A 23,304-nucleotide genomic window follows, 5' to 3' on the forward strand; every position below is an offset into this window, starting at 1 on the left:
GCTTACAGTAGCCGTTCTAATGTGGCGTTGATCGGGGTGTTGAGTTTTAATGTGAGTATTTCATCTGCACGTGTTTTCCCCAGCGTTAAGGCCGCAATAGGAATGTGCCACTCATGAGCTCGTTTGCAAAATCGAAAGCCCGAGTAGACCATCAGAGATGAGCCAATGACCAGTAAGCCATCCGCTTGCTGTAGGCGTGCTAATGAATGTTCAACTTGCGCGCGCGGTACGTTGTCGCCAAAAAAGACGACGTCGGGCTTCAGTGTACCAGCACACGTTGGGCAATCGCTGACTTTAAATAGACTAAAGTCTATATCTTCTAAGTCTGCATCGCCATCGGGAGCCGCATCCGCCTGAAGGTTTTTGAAGTTGGGATTCAGTGCTTGCATCCATTCATGGGTTTGATTGCGCGAATAGCGCGCGGCACAATGCATACAGAGCACCCGGTCAGAGCGTCCGTGCAGATCAATAATGTTCTTTTGACCAGCACGTTGGTGTAATCCATCGACGTTTTGTGTAATCAACAAATCGATTCGATCCGTCTGCTCAAGTTCGGCTAATATGAAATGCCCTTTATTCGGTTGCGCATCTCGCATGACCGGCCAGCCAATCAAGCTACGTGCCCAAAAACGCTGACGTGTTGCCAGGCTAGTCATAAAATCATGATGTTGTACGGGTTGTTTTCGCTTCCATTGTGCATTGTGATCCCGGTAATCAGGAATGCCCGAATCGGTGCTGATACCTGCGCCTGTCAGGACGACTAAACGCGGGTGATTATCGATAAAGGCCTGCAGTTTTTCAGCAGCGCCTTGTGCGGTATCGGTTGCCGAAAGTATTGCCGAAGTTTGTGCCAAAACGATGTTATTCATACGGTTGTTTTTTCCGCCGTTGCCGGATATTCGATTGATAACAGGGTCCAGCCCTCAGAGGTTGCCAGAGTTTTATCGGGGCTAAAAAACCGTAGCCGAGCGTCGGGTGTTATCGCCATCAGTAATGAGCGCTGGGGGTTATCCTTTTCCCAGTGTTCCAGTGTGTAATCGGCCGTCAGCCTGGTCGCTTTAATCGGGGCTTTAATCGGGGCTTTAATCGGGGCTTTAATTGAGGCGTTCTGGCTGATTAGACTCGAGAGCTTTCTGAATGAAAAGCCATCCCTACCCATGATTTTTCCCTGAAGATCAGAGGCCACGGCGTGTCTGGAGGGTAGAGTATTTGGTTTTTCTGTTTTAATAGAATATATGAAGCGAGTTTCGAACTCTCTCCTGAAATGCAAACAGACCAACGTGTTAATTTCATGTTGTGGGGTTGCCGCGAGCAGTTGCCCATAGCCGCCGAGTTCCAGTTTTTCTGAGACCCATGTTGAAAGAGGGTTTCCATGCAGTACTTTAAGACCCGCCATGCGAGCTTCTTTGATATTCTCCCAGCTAGGGTCAATCAGTAGTGTAGGAACGCCTTGCTGCACTAAAGCCTGTGCAATGGCGCGTGCTACCTTATTCGCACCAACAATTACCAGTCCTGTCGATTCAGGTTCAGTCACGCCGAGCTTCTGGGCGATAAAGCGTGCCGTCGCACTCTGGAATACAACGGTGCCGATAATCACTGAGAAGGTGAGTGCGGTTAGTATATCGGCGTTGGCATAGCCGTTTTCTTCTAAGCGCAGCGCAAAAAAGACAGACACGGCTGCCGCCACAATACCACGAGGCCCTACCCAGGCGATCAAACTTCTTTCTTGCCAACTCAGATCACTGCCGATACTACATAGCCCGACGGAAATAGGGCGTACCACAAACTGGATGATGGCGAGCAACCCCAGGGCCGGTATGCCCAGTGCCAGCAGGCTGTCCAGGTTCAGGCGTGCAGCTAATAGAATAAATAAACCGGAGATGAGTAATAGGGTTAGATTTTCTTTAAACGAGAGTATTTCATCGATATAAATGCCTTTGGCGTTAGCTAGCCATATTCCCATGATAGTGACGGCCAATAACCCTGATTCATGGGCCAAATGGTTGGATAAAGTAAAGGTCGTGAGCACTAATGCTAATGTGCCAAAGGCCTGTAAATATTCGGGTAGCCAGTGATGACGGATGACATAGGCCAGTGCCAATGCAGCTAATGCACCTAAGCCTGCGCCTATCAAAATAATCTCACCAAAAAGCAGTAGGGTATGTGATATTAAACCGCTGGCTTGCTGGCTGGAGATCACCCACTCAAAAACGAGAACGGCCATCAGAGCGCCTATCGGATCAATAATGATCCCTTCCCAGCGCAACACGTTGGCGATGCGGCGGGTGGCACGCAATGTACGCAGCATCGGGATAATAACCGTCGGGCCTGTGACTACTACCAGTGCGCCAAACAGCGCAGCGAGTTCAGCGGGCAAGCCAATGATCCAATAAGAGGCGAGTGCAATTAATGACCAGGTAATTAATGCGCCTGCGGTCACTAGCCGTCGGACAACGCCGCTGACCTCGCGTACCTCGTTAAAATGCAGTGTCAGGCTGCCTTCAAATAGAATAATAGCGATAGATAACGACACAAAAGGAAATAGTAAGTCGCCAAAAAGAGCGTCAGGATCGAGCGTGTGGCTCACCGGCCCTAAGATAATACCGGTTAATAATAAAAACAGAATGGCTGGTAACTTCAGCCGCCAGGCGAGCCATTGGCAGGCTATGCTACTTAGCGCAATAAGCGCCAGTAAAGAAGTATCTGAAAGTTGCATCGATTGATTCGCTATGATTAAAGCTGTATTAATCACTTTACTGGCTTCTCGATGAAAATCCAGTGATGTGTGTAATGCAGAGGGGTCGAATGATGGGTGTGTTTTTATTGAGATAAAAAGTTCTGATAAATAAAATCTATCAGTTCTAATAATTATTTTTCATTAGACAGTGAGTAGCATTGCAGAGCAAGCTATGCTGATGAGTAAATTGTTTAAATAGTACACAGAATAGAGGCAGGCTATGGACGTTAATATCTCCCCTTATGATCTTCGTCAGTTGATTCGCACGGGTGAATTCACCGCTAATACTTCCGGTTACGCTCAAGGATTTGTGCAAGGTAATCTGGCAATTATGCCAAAAGAGTGGGCGAATGAATTTTTACAATTTTGTCAGCTGAATCCTAAACCCTGCCCTGTTATTGGAATGTCTGCTAATCCGGGAGATTTCCTACTGCCGGACCTGGGTAGGGATCTTGATATCCGAAGTGATCTGCCGCGTTATCGTATTTACGAAAACGGTGTACTGACGCAAGAAGTTACAGATGTCCGCGAATTTTGGCGTGATGATCTGGTGACTTTTTTACTGGGTTGTTCTTTCTCGTTTGAGGAGGCGCTGATTGCTGATGGACTGGAAGTGCGTAATATTAGCGAAGGCGTTAATGTACCTATGTACCGAACTAATATTGCATGCCGACCCGCAGGGCGCTTTAGTGGTACAACGGTTGTCAGTATGCGTCCGATGAAGCCAAAAGATGCGATTCGTGCGATTCAGATCTGTACCCGTTTTCCGTCTGTGCATGGTGCGCCGCTGCACTTTGGTAACCCTGCTGATATTGGCATCAGTAATATTAACCAGCCGGACTTTGGTGATGCGGTGACTATTAAAGACGGCGAAGTACCCGTTTTTTGGGCCTGTGGTGTTACGCCTCAGGTGGCGATTGAAGAAGCGCGTCCGCCGTTTTGTATTACACATAGCCCGGGGCATATGCTGGTGACAGATATCCCTAACAGCCATCTGGCTATTATGTAATCGTTGTCAGGAGAATGAACATGGCGTTAAAACTAAATTGTGATTTAGGTGAGAGTTTCGGTTCCTGGACTATGGGAATGGACAGCGCGGTGATGCCGCATATTGATCAGGCGAATATTGCCTGTGGTTTTCATGCCGGTGATCCTTTGGTAATGCAGAAGACTCTGACGCTAGCCAAAGCACATGGCGTGAGTATAGGTGCGCACCCGGGTTACCCTGATTTGGTCGGTTTCGGCCGTCGCTCGGTAAAGGCCAGTGATGCCGAAATCCAGGCGCTGATGCTTTATCAGATAGCGGCGTTAGATGGTATGGCCGCTTCGATGGGGCTATCGTTAGAGTATGTTAAACCGCATGGTGCGTTATACAACGATATGATGGCGGATACGGCTGTGCGTAAAAGTATTATGCAGGCCGTGGCCAGCTATCATCGTCCTATTGTATTGATGTTGCAAGGCACGCCTGAAGCACAGCAGCATCGTGCGGAAGCGGCTCAGTTGGGACTGAATCTGTGGTTTGAAGCGTTTGCTGACCGTTGTTATGCCGATGATGGCAAGCTGCTATCTCGCACACAAGAAGGTGCGGTGCATAATAAGGAAAAAATGCTGGCTCAAGTCATACAACTGGCAAACACGGGTACGGTAACCAGCGTGAGTGGTCATACCTTAAATTTGCATGCTGATACTCTGTGTGTGCATGGCGATAACATAGCCGGCGTAGAGTCTATCGAAGAGATCCGTCGATTGATCTCTGGGAATAATGCCTAGATGAAAGTTGAAATTGCAGGCGAAAACTCCCTGATTATCTATTTTGGCGAAACGGCTGACCCTAAGGTGTCCGCTCAGGTGCAGCAAGCTGCCGCTCGACTGGAAGCGGTGATGGCCGATAGTCTGATCGATATGGTGCCCTCTTACGCGTCATTATTGGTGATTTATAATCCGCTTAAAACGGATCACTATGCAGTGCGTCGTCATATCCGTGAAATGCTGGCCCAGCTGGGCAATGCTACACAGCAGGAAGGTCAGGTTATTACTTTGCCTGTCTATTACAGTGTTGAGTCTGGTCCTGATCTGGAAGCGCTAGCCGTGCGTGCGCAGCTAAGCGTTGAAGAGGTAATCAGCATTCATAGTGCGATGGAATATCGCGTTTATGCTATCGGTTTTGCGCCAGGATTCGCTTATCTGGGTGAGGTAGATGCGCGCATTGCTGCACCGCGTTTGAGCACCCCCCGACTTAAAGTACCGCGTGGTGCTGTCGCCATTGCTGACCGGCAAACCGCAGTTTATCCTGCGGTTTCTCCTGGTGGCTGGAATTTGATTGGCTTGTGCCCCACCCGAATGTTTAATCCTGATGCCGATCCCACCATGCCGGTACAAGTCGGTGATCGCGTGCAGTTTTCGGCTATCGATAGGCATGAGTTTTTAGCGTTGGGAGGCGAACTATGAAGGGCTTTAAGGTAGTTCAGCCGGGTCTTCTGACGCTGATACAAGATGGTGGGCGCTATGGCCATCACCGCATTGGTTTGACAACAGGTGGTCCGTTGGATGCTCACGCCTTTAAATGGGCAAACCGACTCTGTGAAAACGATCTTAATACAACCGCATTGGAAGTCAGTATTGGAGGCTTGGTTCTTGAAGCACAAGTCGATACCCGTGTGGCTGTTTGTGGTGCCGTCATGCCCTTTAAAATTAATGGGCAACAAATGCCGCGCTGGTGTAGCCATCGGGTTAAAGCGGGCGATAAAATTGAACTGGGTTTTGCAACTTCCGGTGCACGTGCTTATCTGGCCGTTGCGGGAGGATTTGAAATTAAGCAATCTTTCTCCAGTACGTCTACGGTGACGCGTGAAATGATCGGTGGTTTACAAGGACAAAAACTACAACCGGGTGATTTCTTGCCCTGCCAGTCATCGTATTCAGGTGCCTTATGGGCGTTACCCGAATCAGAGCAGCCTGACTATTCGCGCAGCCCGACATTACGGGTGGTGCTGGGTTATCAGCACCAGGCGTTTGATCGTGTCCAGCAACAGTTATTTTTTTCCAGCGAATATACGCTCACCAGTAGTGCGGACCGCATGGGATTCCGGTTGGCCGGGCAAGCGGTTACATCGACAATGAGCGGCATGCTCTCTGAAGGGATTTGTCATGGAGCGATTCAGATACCGGCCGATGGTCAACCGATAGTCTTGTTAAATGACCGTCAAACGATTGGTGGCTATCCAAAAATGGGGTCTGTAATCGCATTGGATACTGCACAATTATCACAACAACTGCCCGGCGCGAAAGTCTGTTTTGAAGAGATTAGCCTGGAGTTGGCACATAATATTCTTTGTTTGGCTGAACGACGTTTTGTCACAACTGATGTACTGCGTATCGCCTGAACTCAATGGTTGGAGAAGTAAAGTGAGCAATAAAAAAATGGTTGATGGCGCCGCATTGAGTTTGAAAATTGAAGATGCACTGGTGGCACGTAATCCACGTGGAATGAAAACGGTACAGCAGGCATTGCAGACCGGTTACTACTTGCGTGCGGCGCGGATTCTAAATAAATGTAAAGGTCATGTTCTTATCGGTACGGGTTTCCCTGTGATCGATACGTTTGAAACTGATGGTCCCGTAGGTGCCATTGCCCTTTATAATGCGTTAGAAACCTTGGGAGCCACACCTATCATAGTCTGTGGTCCACCGGTTTCACAGGCGCTGATGCAAAACTATCGGGTTCATGAAATCCGTGTGGGTGAGCATCAGGAGCGTACTCTGGAAGCGTTTAAAGCACTGTATCATTATCAGCCCGATGCGGTGTTATCCATCGAACGTCCAGGTCAGGCGGCGGACGGTGGTTATTATAATATGCGCGGTGAAAGTATCAGTGCTCGCACGGCCTGTTTCGATACGTTTATTAATAACGCTAAGTGCCCGACCATTGGTATTGGCGATGGCGGTAATGAAATCGGCATGGGTAATATCGCGGACGCTTTGCAAGGGCTGAATATCGTACCTTCGGCTACCTGTGTGGATGAATTACTGATCGCTGACGTCTCTAACTGGGGGGCTTATGGCATCATGGCAATGTTGAGTGTCATGAATGATATTGATTTATTGGCAAGCGTTAAACCACGTGAGATCCTTGAATATCTTTCCGGGCTTGGCAGTGTCGATGGCGTTACCCGTCAGAATGAGTTGACTGAAGATGGTCTTGATCCATCGGAAGGCGAAGCCGTATTATTACAGCTTCGTCAGATTATCGGGATGGCTTGATCGAATTAGCCTGAAACAGGAAATTGCATAATGGCACGGCTGCTATCTGCCAGTAACCGGGGTAGTAGACGGTCGTCATCAAGCCGCCAGCTATAACAAAATGCAAGTTCTGGCGGTTCGGCATCTGTTTTAAGACGTATGAGTTCTCCCGTTTTCAATGACTGCTCAACCAAGGGTGTGGGCAGTAGAGCGATACCAATGCCTTGTTTAATTAAATTAAGCAGGTTGGCTACCGAGCTACAGGTATGAATCACGGGCGGTTCATTCAATGGGCTAAATAATTGCTGTAAATAATGCCAGGGGCGGCTGTCTCTGGGGAAACTCAAAATGGGAGTTTTAGCCAGATCTTCCAGGCTGCACAGCGTTTCTCTGGATAAAGCACTCTCTGGTGTGGCGACCCAGCATTGTGGGTAGCTACACAAGGGATCAACGACCAGCGTAGGCGGAATACTTTGTTCGGCTACCATCAAAGCAAAATCGATCTGGTGATTCTGAAGTTGCAGCATCAGCGTCGGGGTAACGTCACTGGTTAACTCAAATGAGATGAGTGGATGTTGTTCCTGCCAGTGTTTCAGTAATGAGGATAGCCATAAATGAGCCAGTGTATCCGCTATGCCGATTCGCATTGTTCCTTTCTGTGGTTTATCTTGGCGTACCTGCGCTTTCATTTCTTGGCTAATGGCCAGCAATTTTTCAGCATAAGGTAGTAATTGGCTTCCCCAAGCGGTAATTCGTGTCCCGCTTTTGTCACGCATGAATAGCTTAACGCCCAGCTCCTCTTCAAGAGCGACAATACGTGCAGAGATAGCCGGTTGACTGGCATGTAATTGCTGCGAGGCCGCGTGGAAACTGCCAAGACGAGCTACTTGAATAAAGGTGGCGAGATTACGTAGGCGCATAGCATTACTGAAAGCCATAAGAAGAATGCGGTAAAGTATATTGCCCCGGCTGATGGTTTAATAGTGCGGAGATTTTTGCGGTATTAAGAGTGCTTTCAATTGGCTCGATATTCTTGATAGGATAGAGGTTGTTTTCTGATAAAACTTTTAGTTGTAAGATTTCAGAATGAATTTTAATGGGGGTTTATTACCTGTTTAAAGCCATTTATTTAGTGGAAAAATCTGTTTTTTCGTTGTTTTTAGGTGTTCTTTTTTTAATTTTTTGTCTACTTGCAAATAATCCACTTTTCGTAATATAAACCTTCTTTGATTTTAAAAAATCAGGGAAGTCGTCTTGAGTTTAAGAACGTCTTCAACGAATACTGTGCAGACTTGGCAAGCCTCATATTGACTGCCTGCCGTCCGTCCGCAAATACCCTAGCAAGCACAATAGAGGTAAATGAATATGAGCATCGCATACTTAAACGGTGAATACCTGCCACTGGCAGAAGCCCGCATTTCGCCTCTGGATCGTGGTTTCCTGTTTGGTGATGGTATTTATGAAGTGATTCCATACTACGATGGAAAATCCGTCGGTTTGGTCCCTCATATTGAACGCATGATTGATGGTTTGGCGGCGATTGAAATCAAGTGTAATAAGTCAGCTGATCAATGGAAAGTTCTGTTGGATGACCTGATTGCACGTAACGCGGGTGCTACTAACAACTTGGGCATCTACGTTCATGTATCACGTGGCACAGACGTTAAACGTTTTCATGCCTACCCTGAAAATGTAGAGCCAACTATTTTTTGTTTTACATTCGATATTAAAGATCCTGAGCCAGTTGATCGTGAAAAGGTACATGGTTATACAGTGACTACGTCGGAAGACCTGCGTTGGAAAAGATGTCATATCAAATCCACAGCACTATTGGGTAATGTTATGCATTTTCAACAAGGCCATGCATCAGGTAATAGTGAGTGCTTGTTGTATAACGCAAATAATGAATTGACTGAAGGCAGCTCAGTTAATGCTTTCATTGTTAAAGATGGTGTGGTTATTACACCAATTCAGGACAACCAGATTCTGCCAGGTATCACGCGTCGTATCATCATTGATAGCTTAAAAGCTGACGGTTCAATTAAGGTAGAAGAACGCACTGTTACCATGGATGAAGTCCATAACGCCGATGAAGTTTGGATCAGCAGCTCTTCTAAAGAGATCGCGCCGATTACGCATATTGATGGCACGCCGGTAGGTGATGGAAAAGCAGGCCCTGTATGGGAGGCGGCTTTCCGTCTTTATACAGCCGCTAAGTTTACCAACAGCTAAATCTGTGTGACCTGTAAAAAGCTCCGGCCACTGATAAAGTGCCGGGGCTTTTTTATTTTTTAAAGTATTTTTAAAGCCCTTTTAAAAGTGACCTGCAAAGGTGTAGATTCTGATTCTACAAGAACTTCTTATCCTGCAATCTATCCCTTATCCTGAAATATAGTTAAGGGGTATGACAGTACTCCACAGAATGACCGTAGACGCCATTAAACCCACTAGTACACATAAACCTACTGTCAGTACTGATGTAGCGAATAAGAACGCACGATCTTCCGGTATCTGCATAATTACCGGCACCCCGGTATAAAGCAGATAGATGCTGTAGGTGAGAGCTGCCAAAACCACCATTACGTTCAGCCATAACATGGGGTATAGGCCAGAAAGACCGGCCAGGAACATAGGTGTTGCTGTAAAGGTAGTGAGTAACAGGCAGTCTTCATATGACGCATTTCCTCCATAGGTTTTCTCCATCCAGCGAATGGCATAGGCGATTAAGCCGACGGCAATCCACATGGCAAAGTAGAACGCGATGGCAGCTATTATTGCGCTGGATGAATTGAGTTTGATAAACTCACCTCCCGCAATACTCCAGCCGATCTGGGTGGTACCGATAAACAGTGATATGGCAGGAATGGCTGCCAATATACTGATTTGAGCTATGAACACATGGGTGGCCGAATAGTGTTCGTTTTTAATCACTTCCCATTCTTTTTTTGGATGGTAGAGAATGCCCATCATATGATGAATAAACATGTTTTTTCTCCCTTGTGGCGTTATCGCCTGCCCAGGTGAAACGCCTATCTGTTTTACGCTTTAGTTAATGCTGAACTTAAATTTTTGGTTTTGCTCTTGGTTTTGCTCTTTGTTTCGTACCCTTTTTTGCTCTCTGGCTCAGTCTCCACTCAATTTTGACCTTATTTTTATTTTTAATTTTATTATTAGTTCTACTCTTAGCTTTACTATTAGTCTCGTTCTCCGGTTTATAGTTGTACTCAAATATTTTTAATTCGTATAAATCATTTTTTCCCCGATACGATTATGAAAAAATCACATAGTAATGATCGATTAATAAGACGACAAACAGCAGCATAATGTAGGTGATGCTGTATCTGAACATGGCCATCGCAATTTGCTTTTCATCACTTTTGTACACGCGCCATGCCCACTGTATAAATCGTAAATTCAGAGCAACCACACCGGCCAGATACAATTCACCGCTGAGGTGCGTGAGGTAAGGAAATGCGGTTGTAGCAATCATCAACAGCGTGTAAAGCATGATCTGCAGTTTGGTGAAGGCGTCACCGTGCGTGACAGGGAGCATTGGGATACCGGCTTTTTGATAGTCGGCTTTACGTGCGAGGCATAGCGCCCAAAAGTGGGGAGGGGTCCATGCAAAGATAATCAGCATAAGAAGCAAACTATTAGGTTCCAATGTGCCTGTAACAGCCACCCAGCCGAGTAGCGGCGGAGCAGCACCGGCTACTCCACCGATCACAATATTTTGCGGCGTCGCACGTTTTAGCCACATAGAATAGATCACCGCATAGCCAATCAGGGACGCCAGCGTTAACCACGCCGTAAGAGGGTTGATGAAAATCACCAGAGAAGAGATACCCGCTATGCCTATGATGGCAGCAAACCAGAGGGCTTGCTGATGTGTGATTTTGCCTTGTGGTAGTGGGCGATGACGTGTTCGCGCCATTTTTTCATCAATATGACTGTCTACCACATGATTGACGGCTGCTGCTGAGCAAGATGCCAGTCCAATACCCGTCATGCCCCAGAATATGATATTGAGTGGTGGGAACTCGGGTGTCGCAAGGCACATACCGACAAGTACGGTGAGTAGCATGACTGCGACAACTTTAAGCTTACACAGCCCCAGATAATCCCGCCAATGAAGCGCGGTTCTGAGAGTTGCTGAGTGAGTAATATGATCAGATTGTTCCATGTGTCACCTCCTGAGAGAGCCCAGTGCTGCACTGTTGGATATTAGTACTGCACTGAAAAAAACTAATACTACGCTGATAAAGCCATAGCATGGCTAGCAGTAAAGCCACTGCTCCTGCATGATGCGCGGTTGCCAAAGGCAGCGGAACTGCCCAGATAATATTGGCAATACCAAGCCCTGCCTGAGTAATAGAAAGAAATAACACCAGTTGAATGGGGCGATTGAACGCTGTTGTTTGTCGGCGGATGGTCCACCAGAGCCAAATGATATAACTAATTAACACGAGTGCGACGAAGCGATGAGTCATCTGAATAGCCGCTCTGGCTTCGAGTGGTAACAACCCTCCTTCATAATTGGTGTGAGTGTTGCTTTGAATGCTGGTTTCAAAATTGGCTGTGCTATTGTTTTTCAACTCACCTATAAGTTGAAATCCACGGGCAAAGTCGAGTGAAATGTTCTTTTCCTGATGACAAAAAAACCAGTCAGAGCATGCCCAACCCGCATAGTTGGAACTGGTCCAGCCGCCCAAAGCCAATTGTATAAAGAGGAGACATACACCGGCTAATATCTGGTAGCGTAGCCAGGGGTTTAATGGTCGATTTGAAGTTGCAGACGGCGGCCTAGACGACATAGAAATCTTGGCCGTACGCTGTAGTTGGGCGCGTAAAGTAAACAGCAAGGTCAGCGTCAGTAAGCCGCCTAGTAAATGCAGTGTGACAATAGGAGGGAGTAATTTTAGTGTAACAGTCCACATACCAAACAGTGCCTGGATTATGACTAAAACCAGTAACAATGCCGGTAGATTGCTAGGTGTGACTTGAATCTTACGCATTTTGTAGCTGAGCAGTGCAATTCCCAGAATAAGTAAACCCAGCGTGCCTGCCGCATAACGATGGATCATCTCCAGCCAGCCTTTGTGGGTGTCGATGATGTGACCCGGAAAGTCCGTCTGCGCTTGTTGCATGCTCTCCGCTGCACTGGGTGGCACCAGTGAACCGAAGCATCCGGGCCAGTCCGGGCAGCTCAATCCTGCATAATTCAGGCGTGTCCAGCCGCCAAGCAACACTACCACGAGGGCAAGTAGCAAGGCTATATTGACCAGAACCCATAAACTACGCTGCATAGTGCGTACTCCTTACAGTCGTCTAATCTATTGTTTATTAATCTCGAAACCTTAAGTGACTAGCCTATCCGAGAGACTTTAAGTAAACGTTTAAGGTCTTTAAGTAAATCTTTAGGTGACTGTTCTAATGAATAGTGTAAAACCAGATTGCCAAACGGATCTGCCAACCACAGGGCCTCTCCCAACTGGGATTGCTGCTCACTATTAAGTTGTACTGTCGATGATGACGTTGATTGTGCACTGTTAACCAGCGTCCATAGAACTCTGTCTCTGTCTTTGCCTAATGCTTGATTTACCTGTGGTAGTTGTGTCTGCCAATAGGCGCAGCGGCCTGTACACTCCGCGTCACTGGTCAGTAGTAGTTGCCATTTACCATTGGCTTGCCATGCCTCTCCTTTACGATCAATCAGCTTCAAGTCGCTGAGTGTTTGTCCTGGCTGAAGGAGTGCGCCATGTTGGCTGGTGGCTGAAGGTGAAAATCCGTTAAAGTAGAGCAGCATCGCCAGTAGCATCGGACCTGCCCCAAATAGCCAGATTAACCAGAAATTCAAACGATTCATGATGTTGCCTCCTTATTTATAAACATTTTCCATGCGAGCACCATGCTGCAGATGAGCCATGCGACGGCGAGTCCAAACCACTGAACGGCATAGCCGATATGCCGTTCTGGGGGTAATACAACCGGTTTCCATGTCAGCGTCAGTTCTTGCAGGGGCGGCGATACAGGACGAAACAGCCATGCAGAGGCGGGTGTGTTGAGTGCGACCGCAATTTTTTTAAGATCAACCTGTTGTATGCGTTTTGGCCAACCCTCCGCCCATCGATCGGCGGTCAACAATAAAGGCTGGGAAGGGTGGTCGGCATACGCGGTAAAGTTGAATTGGTTGTCTGGGATAACGATGGAAGGAAGCTGGTTTCGGTCGCTTGTTGCAGCCAACCATCCCAAACTCACGAGTTGAAGTGACTTGCCTGAATCAGGCTGTAGTGCTGCGATCAGTTCGTAACCTACTTTTCCTTGCCAGGTGCGGTTATCCAGTAGGAAAAAGCGATGAGTCATGAGTGTGCCGCTGAGTTCAATCTTATCGAAGCGATGAATCTGATCGTCACTGATACTTTGCTTCGTTTGTGCGTTAGAAAATTTCATCAGCAGCTGCTCTTTCTCGTTAGCGCGCTGTAGTTGCCAGTTCCCCAGCCCCACCAGCAATGAACAGATAATCAACGCCTGCACTGCCACTATCCACTTGAATAGATCCGTGTGTCGGTATTTACTGTTGATATAGCCGCATTGGAGGTCACTCATGATTAAGCTTCTGCTCCTGTTACTTTTTATTGGTGCTGTCGTCAGTTTGTTTTCCGGATTGTTTTTTCTTATTCGGGATCGTGGTAAATCCCGCCGTATTATTTACTCACTGTACTTACGCGTTCTGTTTTGCGTGCTGTTACTGGTACTGGTTGTTTATGGTTTTCTGAGTGGCCATCTGGTCTCTCATGCACCTTGGCTCTGATCAGAATGCCTCTCTTAAAATACGTAAACAAATAGGAATAACCCCACCCACACCACATCGACAAAGTGCCAATACCAAGCAACTGCTTCAAATCCAAAATGGTTGTCAGGTGTGAAGTGCCCTTTAAGAACGCGTAGCCAGGTAATAATCAGCATCAGCGTGCCCATGGTGACATGCAGGCCATGGAAGCCGGTCAGCATGAAAAAAGTGGCACCGTAGACCCCGGAATGCAACGTGAGGCCTAGCTCTTGATACGCTTCTGCATATTCGATGACTTGCAGCGATAAAAAGGTAATACCTAATAAAATGGTTAAACCCTGCCAAAGCACGATGGCTGTGCGTCGCTCTGCTTTTAATGCATGGTGAGCCAGTGTAATGGTGAAACTGGAAGATATTAGAATGGCCGTATTAATCAGCGGGAGATGCCAAGGATCGATAACCGCCTTAGCCCCCGGGAATTGCTGCATATCCGGGGTGGTCAGTAAGGGCCATTCAGCTACAAAACCTTCCCACAGCATATTGCTGACACCTTTTTCACCTTCACCCCCGAGCCACGGAACCGCGAGCGTTCGTACATAAAAAAGAGCGCCGAAAAAAGCGATGAAGAACATGATTTCAGAAAAAATAAACCAGCTCATACCCCAACGAAAAGACAAATCTGCCTGTGGGCTGAATTTTCCCTCCATGCTCTCGTTAATAATATGACGAAACCAGCCAAACAGAATCAGTGCCATCATCAACGTGCCGGACAGTACCAGTACTAATCCGATGTTTCCCGTCTCGGTCTTAAGTCCGTTAATCAGGGTGCCTGCACCATAAGCCAGCAGGAATAGTGCAATAGAGGCCAGGATGGGCCAGCGGCTTTGAGCGGGGACATAGTAAGTCTCGTGACTCATAATGTGTTCCTCCCGATATTATTAGGTTGGGATGAATCAGTGACGGGCGTGGATGTGTTGGCTTGCGTTGAAGTGGATGGTGTTGAGGTGGCCTGTGTCGAGGTAATATCGAATAACGTGTAAGACAATGTAATTGTGCTGATGTGATCAGGTAGTTCCGGGTCGATAACAAACAGCAACGGCATCTCGCGCGATTCTAGGCTATTTAATGGCTGCTGGTCGAAGCAGAAACAATTGACTTTATGTAAGTATTGAGCCGCTTCTGACGGTGAGATTGAGGGTATTGCCTGTGCCACCATGCGTTGTGATGTTGGGTTATAAGCAAGATAAGCCGCCTGTTTGCTTTCGCCGGGGTAGACGCTAACCATGGGCGTAAGTGCTTTGAACTCCCATGGCATTGATTCGTTATTAACGGCGATCATCTGTACGCGGATATGGCGGCTGGTATCGCTACCAGCAGGGGTATAAGGCCCGGTATTAGTAACCTTACCGTTGAGTCCGGTGATACGGCAAAAAACGTCATACAGAGGTACCAATGCGAAGCCGAACCCAAACATCAATACGCTCGCCAGTAACAGTGTCCGTAAGATGGAGCGATTCTTTTTATGGGTTCGGTTGGCGTTATTCATGAGAGTGCCTACTTCACTTCAGGAGGGGTGGAAAAAGTGTGATAGGGGGCGGGTGAAGGAATTGTCCATTCTAAGCCGTGCGGTTCATCCCATACTTCGGCTGTAGCGGGGCTGCCGCCACGGATGGTTTTGATGACAACTACTAAAAAAATCAGTTGTGAAAAACCAAAAATGAAAGCGCCGATGGACGCGACCATATTAAAGTCTGCAAATTGCAGCGCATAATCCGGAACACGACGCGGCATGCCGGCGAGTCCGATAAAATGCATCGGAAAAAAGGTAAGGTTCACACCAATAAAACTACACCAGAAATGTACTTTTCCCAGCGTTTCCGGATAGTAATGCCCGGTCCATTTAGGTAGCCAATAATACACCCCCGCCATAATGGCAAACACGGCGCCGGGTACCAGTACATAATGAAAATGCGCGACTACAAAATAGGTGTCATGGTACTGAAAATCGGCGGGAGCAATCGCCAGCATCAGACCGGAGAGCCCCCCTATGGTGAATAGCACCACAAACGCAATGGCAAACAGCATGGGCGTTTCAAAGGTCATGGAACCGCGGAACATTGTTGCGACCCAGTTAAAAACCTTAACGCCGGTCGGCACGGCAATTAGCATCGTGGCATACATAAAGAATAACTCGCCCATCAGTGGCAAGCCCACGGTAAACATATGGTGTACCCATACGATAAAAGAGAGAAATGCGATGGACGATGTGGCATAGACCATGGAGCTGTAGCCGAATAGCCGCTTGCGTGCAAAGGTGGGAATAATCTCGCTGACGATCCCGAACGCGGGCAAAATCATAATGTAGACTTCCGGGTGGCCAAAGAACCAGAAAACATGCTGGAATAATACCGGATCGCCACCCCCGGCAGCGTTGAAGAAGCTGGTGCCAAAGTGAATATCCGTCAGCATCATGGTGACGACACCCGCTAGCACCGGCATCACAGCAATCAATAAAAAAGCGGTGATCAGCCACGTCCAGACGAACAACGGAAGTTTCATCATGGTCATGCCGGGTGCCCGCATGTTGAGGATGGTCGCGATAATATTGATCGCGCCCATAATGGAACTGATGCCCATCATATGTACCGCGAAAATGAAGTAAGTGACACTCGGTGGCGCATAAGTCGTGGAGAGCGGCGCATAAAAGGTCCAGCCAAAATTAGGCGCGCCGCCGTCCATAAAGAACGTGCTTAACATCATGGCAAAAGCGAAGGGTAGAATCCAAAAACTCCAGTTGTTCATACGAGGTAGCGCCATGTCTGGCGCACCTACCATTATCGGCAGCATCCAGTTGGCCAGACCGACAAAGGCGGGCATCACCGCACCAAATACCATAATCAGGCCATGCATGGTCGTCATTTGATTAAAAAATTCAGGTTGAATAAGTTGCAGGCCTGGTTGAAACAGCTCCGCTCTGATCATCAGTGCCATACAGCCACCGATTAAAAACATGGTGAAGCTAAACCATAGATACAGTGTGCCAATATCTTTATGATTGGTGGTGAAAAACCAGCGCCCCAAGCCACTTGCCGGGCCGTGATGTTCTGTATGTGAAACTTTGGTCATAGTATTCATCATCAGCTTCCTACTGTTTAGCCGCCATTTTGAGCTCATCGATGGCGGCAGGTTCAACCTTGTCACCCGTGTTGTTGTTCCAGGCATTACGTTCATATGTAATGACGGCAGCCAGATCGACGGCACTGAGCTGTTCGCGGAATGCCTGCATGGCGGTACCGGTTTTGCCATTCAGAACAAGATCAATATGTTGGCTGATATCTCCGGTGGCGATCAGGCTGCCGTTGAGTGCAGGAAAGACGTTGGGGATGCCTTCGCCGTTGAGTTGGTGGCAGGCTGCGCAGCTGCTGATATAGACAGCTTCTCCTTTCTCCATGAGCGCCTCCATGCTCATACTTTGCTGAGCGGAAGACTGTTCTTCGGCTTTCCTGTTTTTCATTTGCGCCAGCCATAGTTCGTAGTCGGCTGGCGTCCTTACATCGACGACAATCGGCATAAATCCGTGGTTCTTACCGCAGAGTTCAGTGCACTGGCCGCGATAAATGCCGGGTTCAGGTACATTGGTCCAAGACTCATTGATAAAACCAGGAATGGCATCTTTTTTAACGGCGAAATCAGGTACCCACCAGCTGTGGATAACATCCACAGAGGTGATTAAAAAGCGTATTTTCTTACCGGCAGGAATAACCAGAGGGTTATCCACTTCCAGTAAGTAGTGTTCACTTTTGGGGGCTTGATTGTTGATCTGCTCGGAGGGTGTGATGGTATTAGAAAAGAAATCGACCTCTTGGCCGAGGTACTGATAACGCCATTTCCATTGATAACCGGTTACCTGTATATCCAAATCGGCATCTGAGGGATCATACATTTTGACCAGTGTGGCAGTAGCAGGAATAGCCATGGCGATGAGTATCGCAAAAGGAGCCAGCGTCCAGATAATTTCAACGAGGGTATTTTCATGGAAGTTATGGGCTTTAGCGCCACGGGATTTACGGTGATGGAAAATCGACCAGAACATGACGCCAAATACCACGACGGCAATCGCTACACAGACCCAAAAAATCAGCATATGCAGGTCGAAAATCGAGTGGCTTATGTCGGTGACACCACGGCGCATGTTGAGCTGCCATTCTGCCCGAGCATATGGAACGTTACTCGCTGATACGAGTAACAGAATCAGTGCTGCTTTCATCACAGGTTCCCCTTATCGGGTACTAGCCTGTACGAAATCTGTCCACTAAAGGCGCTGTATATCAGCGTTCTGTCTGTCTTGTCTGGCAGGTTAACGCTGTAACTTCTGCATCGTCGGTAGTGACGGGTTTCGAATAGGTACTAATGACCCAAGCTCCATCCCATCTATTGTTATTATTCATCCGTTTGGAAGGCTCAGTATAGCAGTCAAGTATTATAAGAAGTCAATGCAAGAAATTATGAAATTTATAAAATCGCTTAAAATTCATAAAAATAACAATAAAGGCGTTAATTAAGCATTAAAATCTATCAAACGCCCGCTATCGATAATGCCCATCGGGTCAGAAAGATGACGGCTATAATGAAAACTATCAAAGTTATAAGACCTAAAAAAACAAAAGGCCATAGCCTGCCTTTGCTGAAATCGCGTTCATGATTCTTTTCTGACTGCACACCAATCATGGCAGCCAGAACGCTTAATAACATCTGCCAGAGTGAGGGACGTCGTTGCGACATAGATAACCTCCGCGTAGGTGCTGGGCTACATGCTCTCATGAACACTTTCACTCTAATTAATACGCAAAGAAAGACTGAAAGCAATAGCTGTAAAGTTATGACTCGCTCTAATGCTTAAGCTGGCAGATAAAACTTCCGATAGAGATAGCGCTGAATTAACGTGGTGAGCTGAATTCGCGGTTTCGTATTTTTTTTTGTTCGTACAGTGCGGCCAGCGTATTAGAAAGGAGAGCCGTCAGAATAATCATGCCACCCAATAATGTTCTTTCGGGCGTAGCTTCCCCCACCGCTAACCAGACCCAAACTGGTCCCAGAATAGTCTCGATCATCAAGAATAAACTGACTTCTGCCGAAGGAATATATCGAGGAGCCTGCATGAGCAACCAGGTAGCCAACGGCATCTGAACCAGGCCCATAATACCCAGCCAGAAATAGCTGTTTGCGGGTAATGTCAGAGGCTCTGCTTGAAAGGTTGCAAAAATACCAGCGAATGCGCCTGAGGCGGCGATGATAGGTAGCAAGGGTAGCGTATCGAAGCGCCTTAATAAGGTGAATGCCGCCCCCATCGAAGCGGCAGTAACAAGCGCTGCTATATCTCCCTGCCAGTGGCTGCCGTTAAAGGAGCCTGCAAAGATAGTGACAACACCAGTAAAGGCGAGGACTATGGTTAGCAATACACGGCGCTTGATCGGTTCGCGTAAAAATAGTCGTGAAAATATCGCTGCAAAAAGCGGCGAGCTAGCGAGTATGACCACCGTATTAGCGGTGCTGGTATGGCCTATCGAATAGACAAAAAGTACTGTGTTCAGGCCAAATAATAGTGCGATAACAACGGCGGCGAGCCCGTGTTTATAACTCTCTGGCAGGTACGTTTGTTTACGATTCAGTAGCATCAGAGCGCTAAAAGAAAGGCAGATTAACCAGCCTCGCCAAAAAATAACATCCCATGATGAGACCCCTGAAAGTCTGATCAACATGGCGTCGAAACTGAGAACAAGAACACCGCCAGCGGCAATTTGCATGCCTTTTTTATGGTTTGCCTGTGTCAAAAAAGTGACCTTGTTATCAATGTTATAAAGAGAGGGAGGTTAGCTGAGTATGTATGCAAATACCAGTCAGAAAAATAGAGTAACAAATGACTGTGAATTCAACTACCTAGGAGCTGTCACTGCTGACATTATACTCTATACAGAAAACCGGCCGATGTTACCTGCTGACATACTGTATGGCGAGCGGTTAATGATTCCCGATTTGATCGCGCTAAATGGAAATCACTGGCGAAAAATATTCACGATTTTTGCCAAACTCGTGTCGCCTTCAGATGATTGGCGTGGTTACCGGGATGGTTTTCTTCTGCAGGAAAAGGAAGCGATTTACTTTGGCGATGCTCTTCATGAAATGCTTCATGAAACGCGTAATGAAACGGGCGATGTAATAGGCAATACAACGGTGAAAATACATCTGATTTCTGGAAAATCCACGTGGGATCGTTTGGGAGTAAATCTGGAGGAATTCCAACCGCTGGACCCACAACAGCGATTGTGGGTAAAAGATAATATGATCTGTATGCCGTACTTAGATTACAGGCAATTTCCCAATAGCTTGATTGAAATTGCTCGTAACTATTTGATTAAAGCAACGCTTTAATAAGCTTTTAATGAATTTTTAATAAACTTTTGATGTATTTTTGAGACACCTCTTTTTCTTAACAAAAGTCCGTGAAAATATATTCTATCTATTTGATTTTCAAATATTTTAAAAAATATTAAGTTATCAACATTCAAGATGTGACTTTCCAGTTATGGCCTTAGTCTAATTATATAAGTGACTCATCCGAGCTTAGTATGGATGAGGTTTAATATGTATATGAATCTTCATATTTTGAAGGGGTAAATAGATGAAATTGAATAAATTGGCATATGTTATTGCTACAGTGGTTGCTGGTAGTAATGCTTCAATGGCTATCGCTGAAAATGTTTCTTTGTTTGACTATGAAGACGCCACATCTGCATACGAAGATGCATACATTAATGCAGACTTTAACCTGCAAAGCGGTAATCAGGATCAGACAAGTTATGATCTTGATCTGAACTTAGATTATGAAAAGGTGCTTTCTTCGCCGGATAGAAATACTAAGATAGATTTTTCTGGTTATACATCAAAATATCGTGGCGGTAATGCTAATGATCCAACCTTTACGCAATATAATGCAACAGGTTCTGTGACGTTGGATAACTATTTCGAACCAAACAGTAACGGTGCATTCTGGTATGGTAAGGGTGAGTTGGGTCTGCAAAAAGATATGGAAGATCCGTACACCAAAGCAACTGTGGGTATTGGTTATGGGCGTGTAGTTGTTGCAACGCCGATGGCAAAATCTATCCGTCTGGTTGAAGCATTGACTGCACGTAACATTCTGGCACAAGCGCCTTCTAAAGCTGTTTATCAGGCTATTGCAAATGTCATAGCTCGCGAAGATGAGTACCGTGCTAAGTACGGTGCAGAAGATTATGAAATGACCTGGATCCAGGATATTGAAAACGCTCTGGGTGGAAATTTGGGTGTACAAGGCGCGATTAAGTCGTACGATATCTTGTTGAATGAGCGTATTTCTACGCGTAAATATGGCTGGTTGGTACGTGCCGGTGTGGGTGCTGTATTGTCTGATTATGATGGTTCTGATGGTAAACCAGCGCTGGAACTTGGTGCTGAATATCACATGCCATTGAACAATGCGACTCAGTTCTCCAACGAAGCTATCTTTACGGCTGTATTGGATGACGATGATGATAGTTATCGCATCCGTAACGAGATGTCTTTGACGTATGAAATGACTGACCGTGTAGACTGGGAAAACTCTTGGGTGCTGGACTACCTTGATAACGAGTCTACAAATGATGTGACTACCAATGTTTTGGCTTCGACTTACCGTTATTACATCTCTAATGCGCTGAGTTTTTCAGTGACTGGTGCGTTGACAAACCTTGAAGATGGTATCAATGGCAACAATAACGACAAGCTGGATAAAAGCTTGGTTATGGGTCTCACTTACCGTCTGAAGTAATCATTACTGATCTCCCCTTGATCTTACGCCTCTGCTTTGCAGGGGCGTTTTTTATAGTGTGCGTATATTAAAAAGATTAAGCGTTATCTTCGTTAAAAAATGGAAGTATTTCCTGGATCAGAGTGTTACGTGCTCCTCGCACAGGAAAAACCGCGTATGCCGGATGTCTTATAGTAGGGGCGTCAGGTACGCAATAGAGTAGTCCGGTGGAAAGTTCGTGTTGAATCGCTTGCTTTGGTAAGTATGCACTTCCGCCTAATGTTTGAAGGTAAGAGATAGCCATTTTAGCGGTGCCTAAGCGTGTGCGGGGTTCTGGAATATCAGGAAATAAACGCTTATGGGTGAGAGAATGTGCCAGCCCCCAGTCCACCATCAAATAATGAGCGCTCATCGCTTCCGCTACCGAACAGTTAGGCGAAGAAGAAACCAAGTCCAGTTCCAGCACAAAGATTTGTTGAATTTGAAGTACATCCAGATGTGCGGGCTCAAGCATAAAAGCGACATCCAAAATGCCATCTAATAAGCGTCGAGTGAGCACTTCGGGGGTATGGGACTCAGCAATAAGCGCAATATCAGGCAAATGAGTGCGCAATGTATGCAGCCATGGCTGAAGCAACACATCCCATAACCTCAGGCTTCCGCCAATAGAAATTTGTTGGTTTGCTCCACCTGCCGAGACATCCTGGCGTGCTTTACGCCATTCGGATAACAGCATATCTGCATGGCGGGTCAGGCGGTTGCCTTCGGGGGTTAGTTTGATATCGCGTTTCAATCGGTCGAACAGTTGCACGCCTAAGTGAGACTCCAGTAATTTGATCCGGGCGCTGACGGCTGCTTGTGTAAGATGCAGTGCTTCAGCCGCATGTCCGAAATGTCGGGTGCGTGCAACTTCCAGAAATGTTCTGAGTAATTCCAGATCCATGGCAATCCATAAAAAATATTTTAATAAATGATAAAAATTTATAGTTAGATTTGTTAGTCGTAGTTAACTAAATTCTTTTCTCCATTGCAATAGTAGGCGGTCTACGGAGGAAACGGAATGAAGTTATCTGCGATTAAGGCACTAACCGATAATGAATTGGTTGATTTAATTCAGCGACAGACAGTCAATGCTGAACAACTCTACAGTGAATTAATGGGCCGCCATCAAGTGGCGTTGCTTCATCGTTGTTATTCACGTCTGGGAAATACAGCAGACGCAGAAGATGTGGTACAGGAAACACTTTCTCGTGGTTATCGGTACATGAATGCTTTTAAAGGCGACTCAAGCTTTAAAACCTGGTTATTTTCTATTGCTGATAATCAGTGCTATAGCTTGTTTGCTGCAAAGTCACGATATGAGTTGGTGGATGATGTTGCGGCGATTATCGATCAGAATGGAGAGTATTCTCTTTTTCAGGAGGAGGATGCGCAGGTACAAGTCAATGCCGTGCGTCAGGCATGGAATCAGCTACCTGAATATGCGCGTGATGTATTAATGCTACGGTTTGATCTGGAGTTGTCGCTTATGGGTATCAGTCAGACTTTGGGGATTAGCTTAAGCGCATCAAAAATGCGGCTATATCGAGCGATAGAATTGTTTGAAAAACAATTTAGCAGTAACGCTACGGTCTAGGTGTAAACTGCTGGTATATGAATACAATACTTTATATAGGTAACCAGAATGATACGGCCTCGCGTAAATATATG

At 46.6% G+C, this 23,304-nt stretch carries 25 protein-coding genes; 10 read left to right on the forward strand and 15 right to left on the reverse strand.

The window, feature by feature from the left end; genetic code table 11:
• Positions 1-2 precede the first annotated feature (2 nt).
• Together Nant_RS16075 and Nant_RS16080 are read right to left on the reverse strand one after the other, a co-directional pair.
• Positions 3-869, reverse strand: coding sequence for an NAD-dependent protein deacetylase (locus Nant_RS16075; RefSeq protein ID WP_082400330.1), 867 nt, complete (start codon positions 867-869; stop codon positions 3-5).
• Entirely contained in the window at positions 866-2,716 is a 1,851-nt protein-coding gene (locus tag Nant_RS16080) for a cation:proton antiporter (protein ID WP_054342668.1), read from the reverse strand. Before Nant_RS16080 ends, Nant_RS16075 begins: the two co-directional genes overlap by 4 nt.
• Before the next feature lie 241 nt (positions 2,717-2,957).
• Here Nant_RS16080 and Nant_RS16085 point away from each other — a divergent pair, with 241 nt between their 5' ends.
• From Nant_RS16085 to Nant_RS16105, 5 genes are read left to right on the forward strand one after another with little or no spacing between them, the layout of a single operon-like run.
• Positions 2,958-3,746, forward strand: a complete 789-nt coding sequence (locus tag Nant_RS16085) for a putative hydro-lyase (RefSeq protein ID WP_054342669.1) — start codon at positions 2,958-2,960, stop codon at positions 3,744-3,746.
• A 20-nt stretch (positions 3,747-3,766) separates the two neighbouring features.
• Positions 3,767-4,510 carry a 5-oxoprolinase subunit PxpA gene (locus Nant_RS16090; RefSeq protein WP_054342670.1) on the forward strand — a complete coding sequence of 248 codons (744 nt, stop codon included), beginning with the start codon at positions 3,767-3,769 and terminating at the stop codon, positions 4,508-4,510.
• On the forward strand, positions 4,511-5,188 hold the full coding sequence (gene pxpB / locus Nant_RS16095) for a 5-oxoprolinase subunit PxpB (RefSeq protein WP_054342671.1): 678 nt from the start codon (positions 4,511-4,513) through the stop codon (positions 5,186-5,188).
• A complete protein-coding gene (locus Nant_RS16100; protein ID WP_054342672.1) occupies positions 5,185-6,123 on the forward strand; it encodes a 5-oxoprolinase subunit C family protein in 939 nt (312 codons plus the stop codon). The genes pxpB and Nant_RS16100 overlap by 4 nt, the downstream gene beginning before the upstream one ends.
• A gap of 37 nt (positions 6,124-6,160) precedes the next feature.
• Positions 6,161-7,000, forward strand: a complete 840-nt coding sequence (locus Nant_RS16105) for a DUF4392 domain-containing protein (RefSeq protein WP_054343252.1) — start codon at positions 6,161-6,163, stop codon at positions 6,998-7,000.
• Between the two features lie 5 nt (positions 7,001-7,005).
• On the opposite strand, the gene Nant_RS16110 is transcribed toward Nant_RS16105, so the two are convergent.
• Positions 7,006-7,917 carry a LysR family transcriptional regulator gene (locus Nant_RS16110; RefSeq protein WP_238377173.1) on the reverse strand — a complete coding sequence of 304 codons (912 nt, stop codon included), beginning with the start codon at positions 7,915-7,917 and terminating at the stop codon, positions 7,006-7,008.
• Between the two features lie 427 nt (positions 7,918-8,344).
• Between Nant_RS16110 and Nant_RS16115 the strand changes: the two genes are divergently transcribed.
• A complete protein-coding gene (locus Nant_RS16115) occupies positions 8,345-9,211 on the forward strand; it encodes an aminotransferase class IV (RefSeq protein ID WP_054342673.1) in 867 nt (288 codons plus the stop codon).
• 147 nt (positions 9,212-9,358) lie between these two features.
• Here the strand turns inward: Nant_RS16115 and Nant_RS16120 are convergent, their stop codons facing one another.
• From Nant_RS16120 to Nant_RS16140, 5 genes are all read right to left on the reverse strand, one after another.
• Positions 9,359-9,964 carry a Yip1 family protein gene (locus Nant_RS16120; RefSeq protein ID WP_054342674.1) on the reverse strand — a complete coding sequence of 202 codons (606 nt, stop codon included), beginning with the start codon at positions 9,962-9,964 and terminating at the stop codon, positions 9,359-9,361.
• Positions 9,965-10,247: 283 nt separating this feature from the next.
• Positions 10,248-11,162: a heme o synthase gene (cyoE, locus tag Nant_RS16125; RefSeq protein ID WP_054342675.1), complete on the reverse strand. Its 915-nt coding sequence runs from the start codon at positions 11,160-11,162 to the stop codon at positions 10,248-10,250.
• The gene (locus Nant_RS16130) at positions 11,149-12,285 is read right to left on the reverse strand and encodes a COX15/CtaA family protein (RefSeq protein ID WP_076495894.1); all 1,137 of its coding nucleotides are present in this window, start codon (positions 12,283-12,285) and stop codon (positions 11,149-11,151) included. Before Nant_RS16130 ends, cyoE begins: the two co-directional genes overlap by 14 nt.
• Positions 12,286-12,344: 59 nt before the next feature.
• Positions 12,345-12,845: a hypothetical protein gene (locus tag Nant_RS16135; RefSeq protein WP_054342676.1), complete on the reverse strand. Its 501-nt coding sequence runs from the start codon at positions 12,843-12,845 to the stop codon at positions 12,345-12,347.
• Complete coding sequence (locus Nant_RS16140; protein WP_054342677.1) at positions 12,842-13,585, reverse strand: SURF1 family protein; 744 nt, start codon at positions 13,583-13,585, stop codon at positions 12,842-12,844. The genes Nant_RS16135 and Nant_RS16140 overlap by 4 nt, the downstream gene beginning before the upstream one ends.
• On the opposite strand from Nant_RS16140, the gene Nant_RS16145 reads away from it, so the two are divergent.
• The gene (locus tag Nant_RS16145; protein ID WP_054342678.1) at positions 13,584-13,790 is read left to right on the forward strand and encodes a DUF2909 family protein; all 207 of its coding nucleotides are present in this window, start codon (positions 13,584-13,586) and stop codon (positions 13,788-13,790) included. The two genes, Nant_RS16140 and Nant_RS16145, sit on opposite strands and share 2 nt — an antisense overlap.
• A gap of 14 nt (positions 13,791-13,804) precedes the next feature.
• Here Nant_RS16145 and Nant_RS16150 read toward each other — a convergent pair whose 3' ends face one another.
• The 6 genes from Nant_RS16150 to Nant_RS16175 form a co-directional block, all read right to left on the reverse strand.
• On the reverse strand, positions 13,805-14,686 hold the full coding sequence (locus tag Nant_RS16150; protein WP_218640599.1) for a cytochrome c oxidase subunit 3: 882 nt from the start codon (positions 14,684-14,686) through the stop codon (positions 13,805-13,807).
• Positions 14,683-15,315, reverse strand: coding sequence for a cytochrome c oxidase assembly protein (locus Nant_RS16155; RefSeq protein WP_076495895.1), 633 nt, complete (start codon positions 15,313-15,315; stop codon positions 14,683-14,685). Before Nant_RS16155 ends, Nant_RS16150 begins: the two co-directional genes overlap by 4 nt.
• An 8-nt stretch (positions 15,316-15,323) precedes the next feature.
• Positions 15,324-16,904, reverse strand: coding sequence for a cytochrome c oxidase subunit I (ctaD, locus tag Nant_RS16160; RefSeq protein WP_054342680.1), 1,581 nt, complete (start codon positions 16,902-16,904; stop codon positions 15,324-15,326).
• Positions 16,905-16,914: 10 nt separating this feature from the next.
• On the reverse strand, positions 16,915-18,036 hold the full coding sequence (gene coxB, locus Nant_RS16165) for a cytochrome c oxidase subunit II (RefSeq protein WP_238377175.1): 1,122 nt from the start codon (positions 18,034-18,036) through the stop codon (positions 16,915-16,917).
• Positions 18,037-18,344: 308 nt separating this feature from the next.
• Positions 18,345-18,551, reverse strand: a complete 207-nt coding sequence (locus Nant_RS16170; RefSeq protein ID WP_054342682.1) for a DUF2970 domain-containing protein — start codon at positions 18,549-18,551, stop codon at positions 18,345-18,347.
• Between the two features lie 155 nt (positions 18,552-18,706).
• The gene (locus Nant_RS16175) at positions 18,707-19,600 is read right to left on the reverse strand and encodes a DMT family transporter (protein WP_076495896.1); all 894 of its coding nucleotides are present in this window, start codon (positions 19,598-19,600) and stop codon (positions 18,707-18,709) included.
• A 49-nt stretch (positions 19,601-19,649) separates the two neighbouring features.
• Here Nant_RS16175 and Nant_RS16180 point away from each other — a divergent pair, with 49 nt between their 5' ends.
• Both Nant_RS16180 and Nant_RS16185 read left to right on the forward strand, forming a co-directional pair.
• Complete coding sequence (locus tag Nant_RS16180; protein ID WP_054342684.1) at positions 19,650-20,198, forward strand: DUF6942 family protein; 549 nt, start codon at positions 19,650-19,652, stop codon at positions 20,196-20,198.
• Between the two features lie 250 nt (positions 20,199-20,448).
• On the forward strand, positions 20,449-21,615 hold the full coding sequence (locus Nant_RS16185; RefSeq protein WP_054342685.1) for a DUF481 domain-containing protein: 1,167 nt from the start codon (positions 20,449-20,451) through the stop codon (positions 21,613-21,615).
• Positions 21,616-21,691: 76 nt separating this feature from the next.
• On the opposite strand, the gene Nant_RS16190 is transcribed toward Nant_RS16185, so the two are convergent.
• A complete protein-coding gene (locus Nant_RS16190) occupies positions 21,692-22,537 on the reverse strand; it encodes a LysR family transcriptional regulator (RefSeq protein ID WP_054342686.1) in 846 nt (281 codons plus the stop codon).
• Between the two features lie 117 nt (positions 22,538-22,654).
• Here Nant_RS16190 and Nant_RS16195 point away from each other — a divergent pair, with 117 nt between their 5' ends.
• A complete protein-coding gene (locus tag Nant_RS16195) occupies positions 22,655-23,230 on the forward strand; it encodes an RNA polymerase sigma factor (RefSeq protein ID WP_054342687.1) in 576 nt (191 codons plus the stop codon).
• Positions 23,231-23,304: the final 74 nt, after the last annotated feature.

Source organism: Neptunomonas antarctica (genome assembly GCF_001305295.1).
Taxonomy (GTDB): Bacteria; Pseudomonadota; Gammaproteobacteria; order Pseudomonadales; family Balneatricaceae; genus Neptunomonas; species Neptunomonas antarctica.

Bases quoted from the DNA above. Each gene is read 5' to 3' on its own strand.
- Nant_RS16075 (WP_082400330.1), bottom strand. From the start codon at position 869: ATGAATAACATCGTTTTGGCACAAACTTCGGCAATACTTTCGGCAACC.
- Nant_RS16080 (WP_054342668.1), bottom strand. From the start codon at position 2,716: ATGCAACTTTCAGATACTTCTTTACTGGCGCTTATTGCGCTAAGTAGC.
- Nant_RS16085 (WP_054342669.1), top strand. From the start codon at position 2,958: ATGGACGTTAATATCTCCCCTTATGATCTTCGTCAGTTGATTCGCACG.
- Nant_RS16090 (WP_054342670.1), top strand. From the start codon at position 3,767: ATGGCGTTAAAACTAAATTGTGATTTAGGTGAGAGTTTCGGTTCCTGG.
- pxpB (WP_054342671.1), top strand. From the start codon at position 4,511: ATGAAAGTTGAAATTGCAGGCGAAAACTCCCTGATTATCTATTTTGGC.
- Nant_RS16100 (WP_054342672.1), top strand. From the start codon at position 5,185: ATGAAGGGCTTTAAGGTAGTTCAGCCGGGTCTTCTGACGCTGATACAA.
- Nant_RS16105 (WP_054343252.1), top strand. From the start codon at position 6,161: ATGGTTGATGGCGCCGCATTGAGTTTGAAAATTGAAGATGCACTGGTG.
- Nant_RS16110 (WP_238377173.1), bottom strand. From the start codon at position 7,917: ATGGCTTTCAGTAATGCTATGCGCCTACGTAATCTCGCCACCTTTATT.
- Nant_RS16115 (WP_054342673.1), top strand. From the start codon at position 8,345: ATGAGCATCGCATACTTAAACGGTGAATACCTGCCACTGGCAGAAGCC.
- Nant_RS16120 (WP_054342674.1), bottom strand. From the start codon at position 9,964: ATGTTTATTCATCATATGATGGGCATTCTCTACCATCCAAAAAAAGAA.
- cyoE (WP_054342675.1), bottom strand. From the start codon at position 11,162: ATGGAACAATCTGATCATATTACTCACTCAGCAACTCTCAGAACCGCG.
- Nant_RS16130 (WP_076495894.1), bottom strand. From the start codon at position 12,285: ATGCAGCGTAGTTTATGGGTTCTGGTCAATATAGCCTTGCTACTTGCC.
- Nant_RS16135 (WP_054342676.1), bottom strand. From the start codon at position 12,845: ATGAATCGTTTGAATTTCTGGTTAATCTGGCTATTTGGGGCAGGTCCG.
- Nant_RS16145 (WP_054342678.1), top strand. From the start codon at position 13,584: ATGATTAAGCTTCTGCTCCTGTTACTTTTTATTGGTGCTGTCGTCAGT.
- Nant_RS16140 (WP_054342677.1), bottom strand. From the start codon at position 13,585: ATGAGTGACCTCCAATGCGGCTATATCAACAGTAAATACCGACACACG.
- Nant_RS16150 (WP_218640599.1), bottom strand. From the start codon at position 14,686: ATGAGTCACGAGACTTACTATGTCCCCGCTCAAAGCCGCTGGCCCATC.
- Nant_RS16155 (WP_076495895.1), bottom strand. From the start codon at position 15,315: ATGAATAACGCCAACCGAACCCATAAAAAGAATCGCTCCATCTTACGG.
- ctaD (WP_054342680.1), bottom strand. From the start codon at position 16,904: ATGAATACTATGACCAAAGTTTCACATACAGAACATCACGGCCCGGCA.
- coxB (WP_238377175.1), bottom strand. From the start codon at position 18,036: ATGAAAGCAGCACTGATTCTGTTACTCGTATCAGCGAGTAACGTTCCA.
- Nant_RS16170 (WP_054342682.1), bottom strand. From the start codon at position 18,551: ATGTCGCAACGACGTCCCTCACTCTGGCAGATGTTATTAAGCGTTCTG.
- Nant_RS16180 (WP_054342684.1), top strand. From the start codon at position 19,650: ATGTATGCAAATACCAGTCAGAAAAATAGAGTAACAAATGACTGTGAA.
- Nant_RS16185 (WP_054342685.1), top strand. From the start codon at position 20,449: ATGAAATTGAATAAATTGGCATATGTTATTGCTACAGTGGTTGCTGGT.
- Nant_RS16190 (WP_054342686.1), bottom strand. From the start codon at position 22,537: ATGGATCTGGAATTACTCAGAACATTTCTGGAAGTTGCACGCACCCGA.
- Nant_RS16195 (WP_054342687.1), top strand. From the start codon at position 22,655: ATGAAGTTATCTGCGATTAAGGCACTAACCGATAATGAATTGGTTGAT.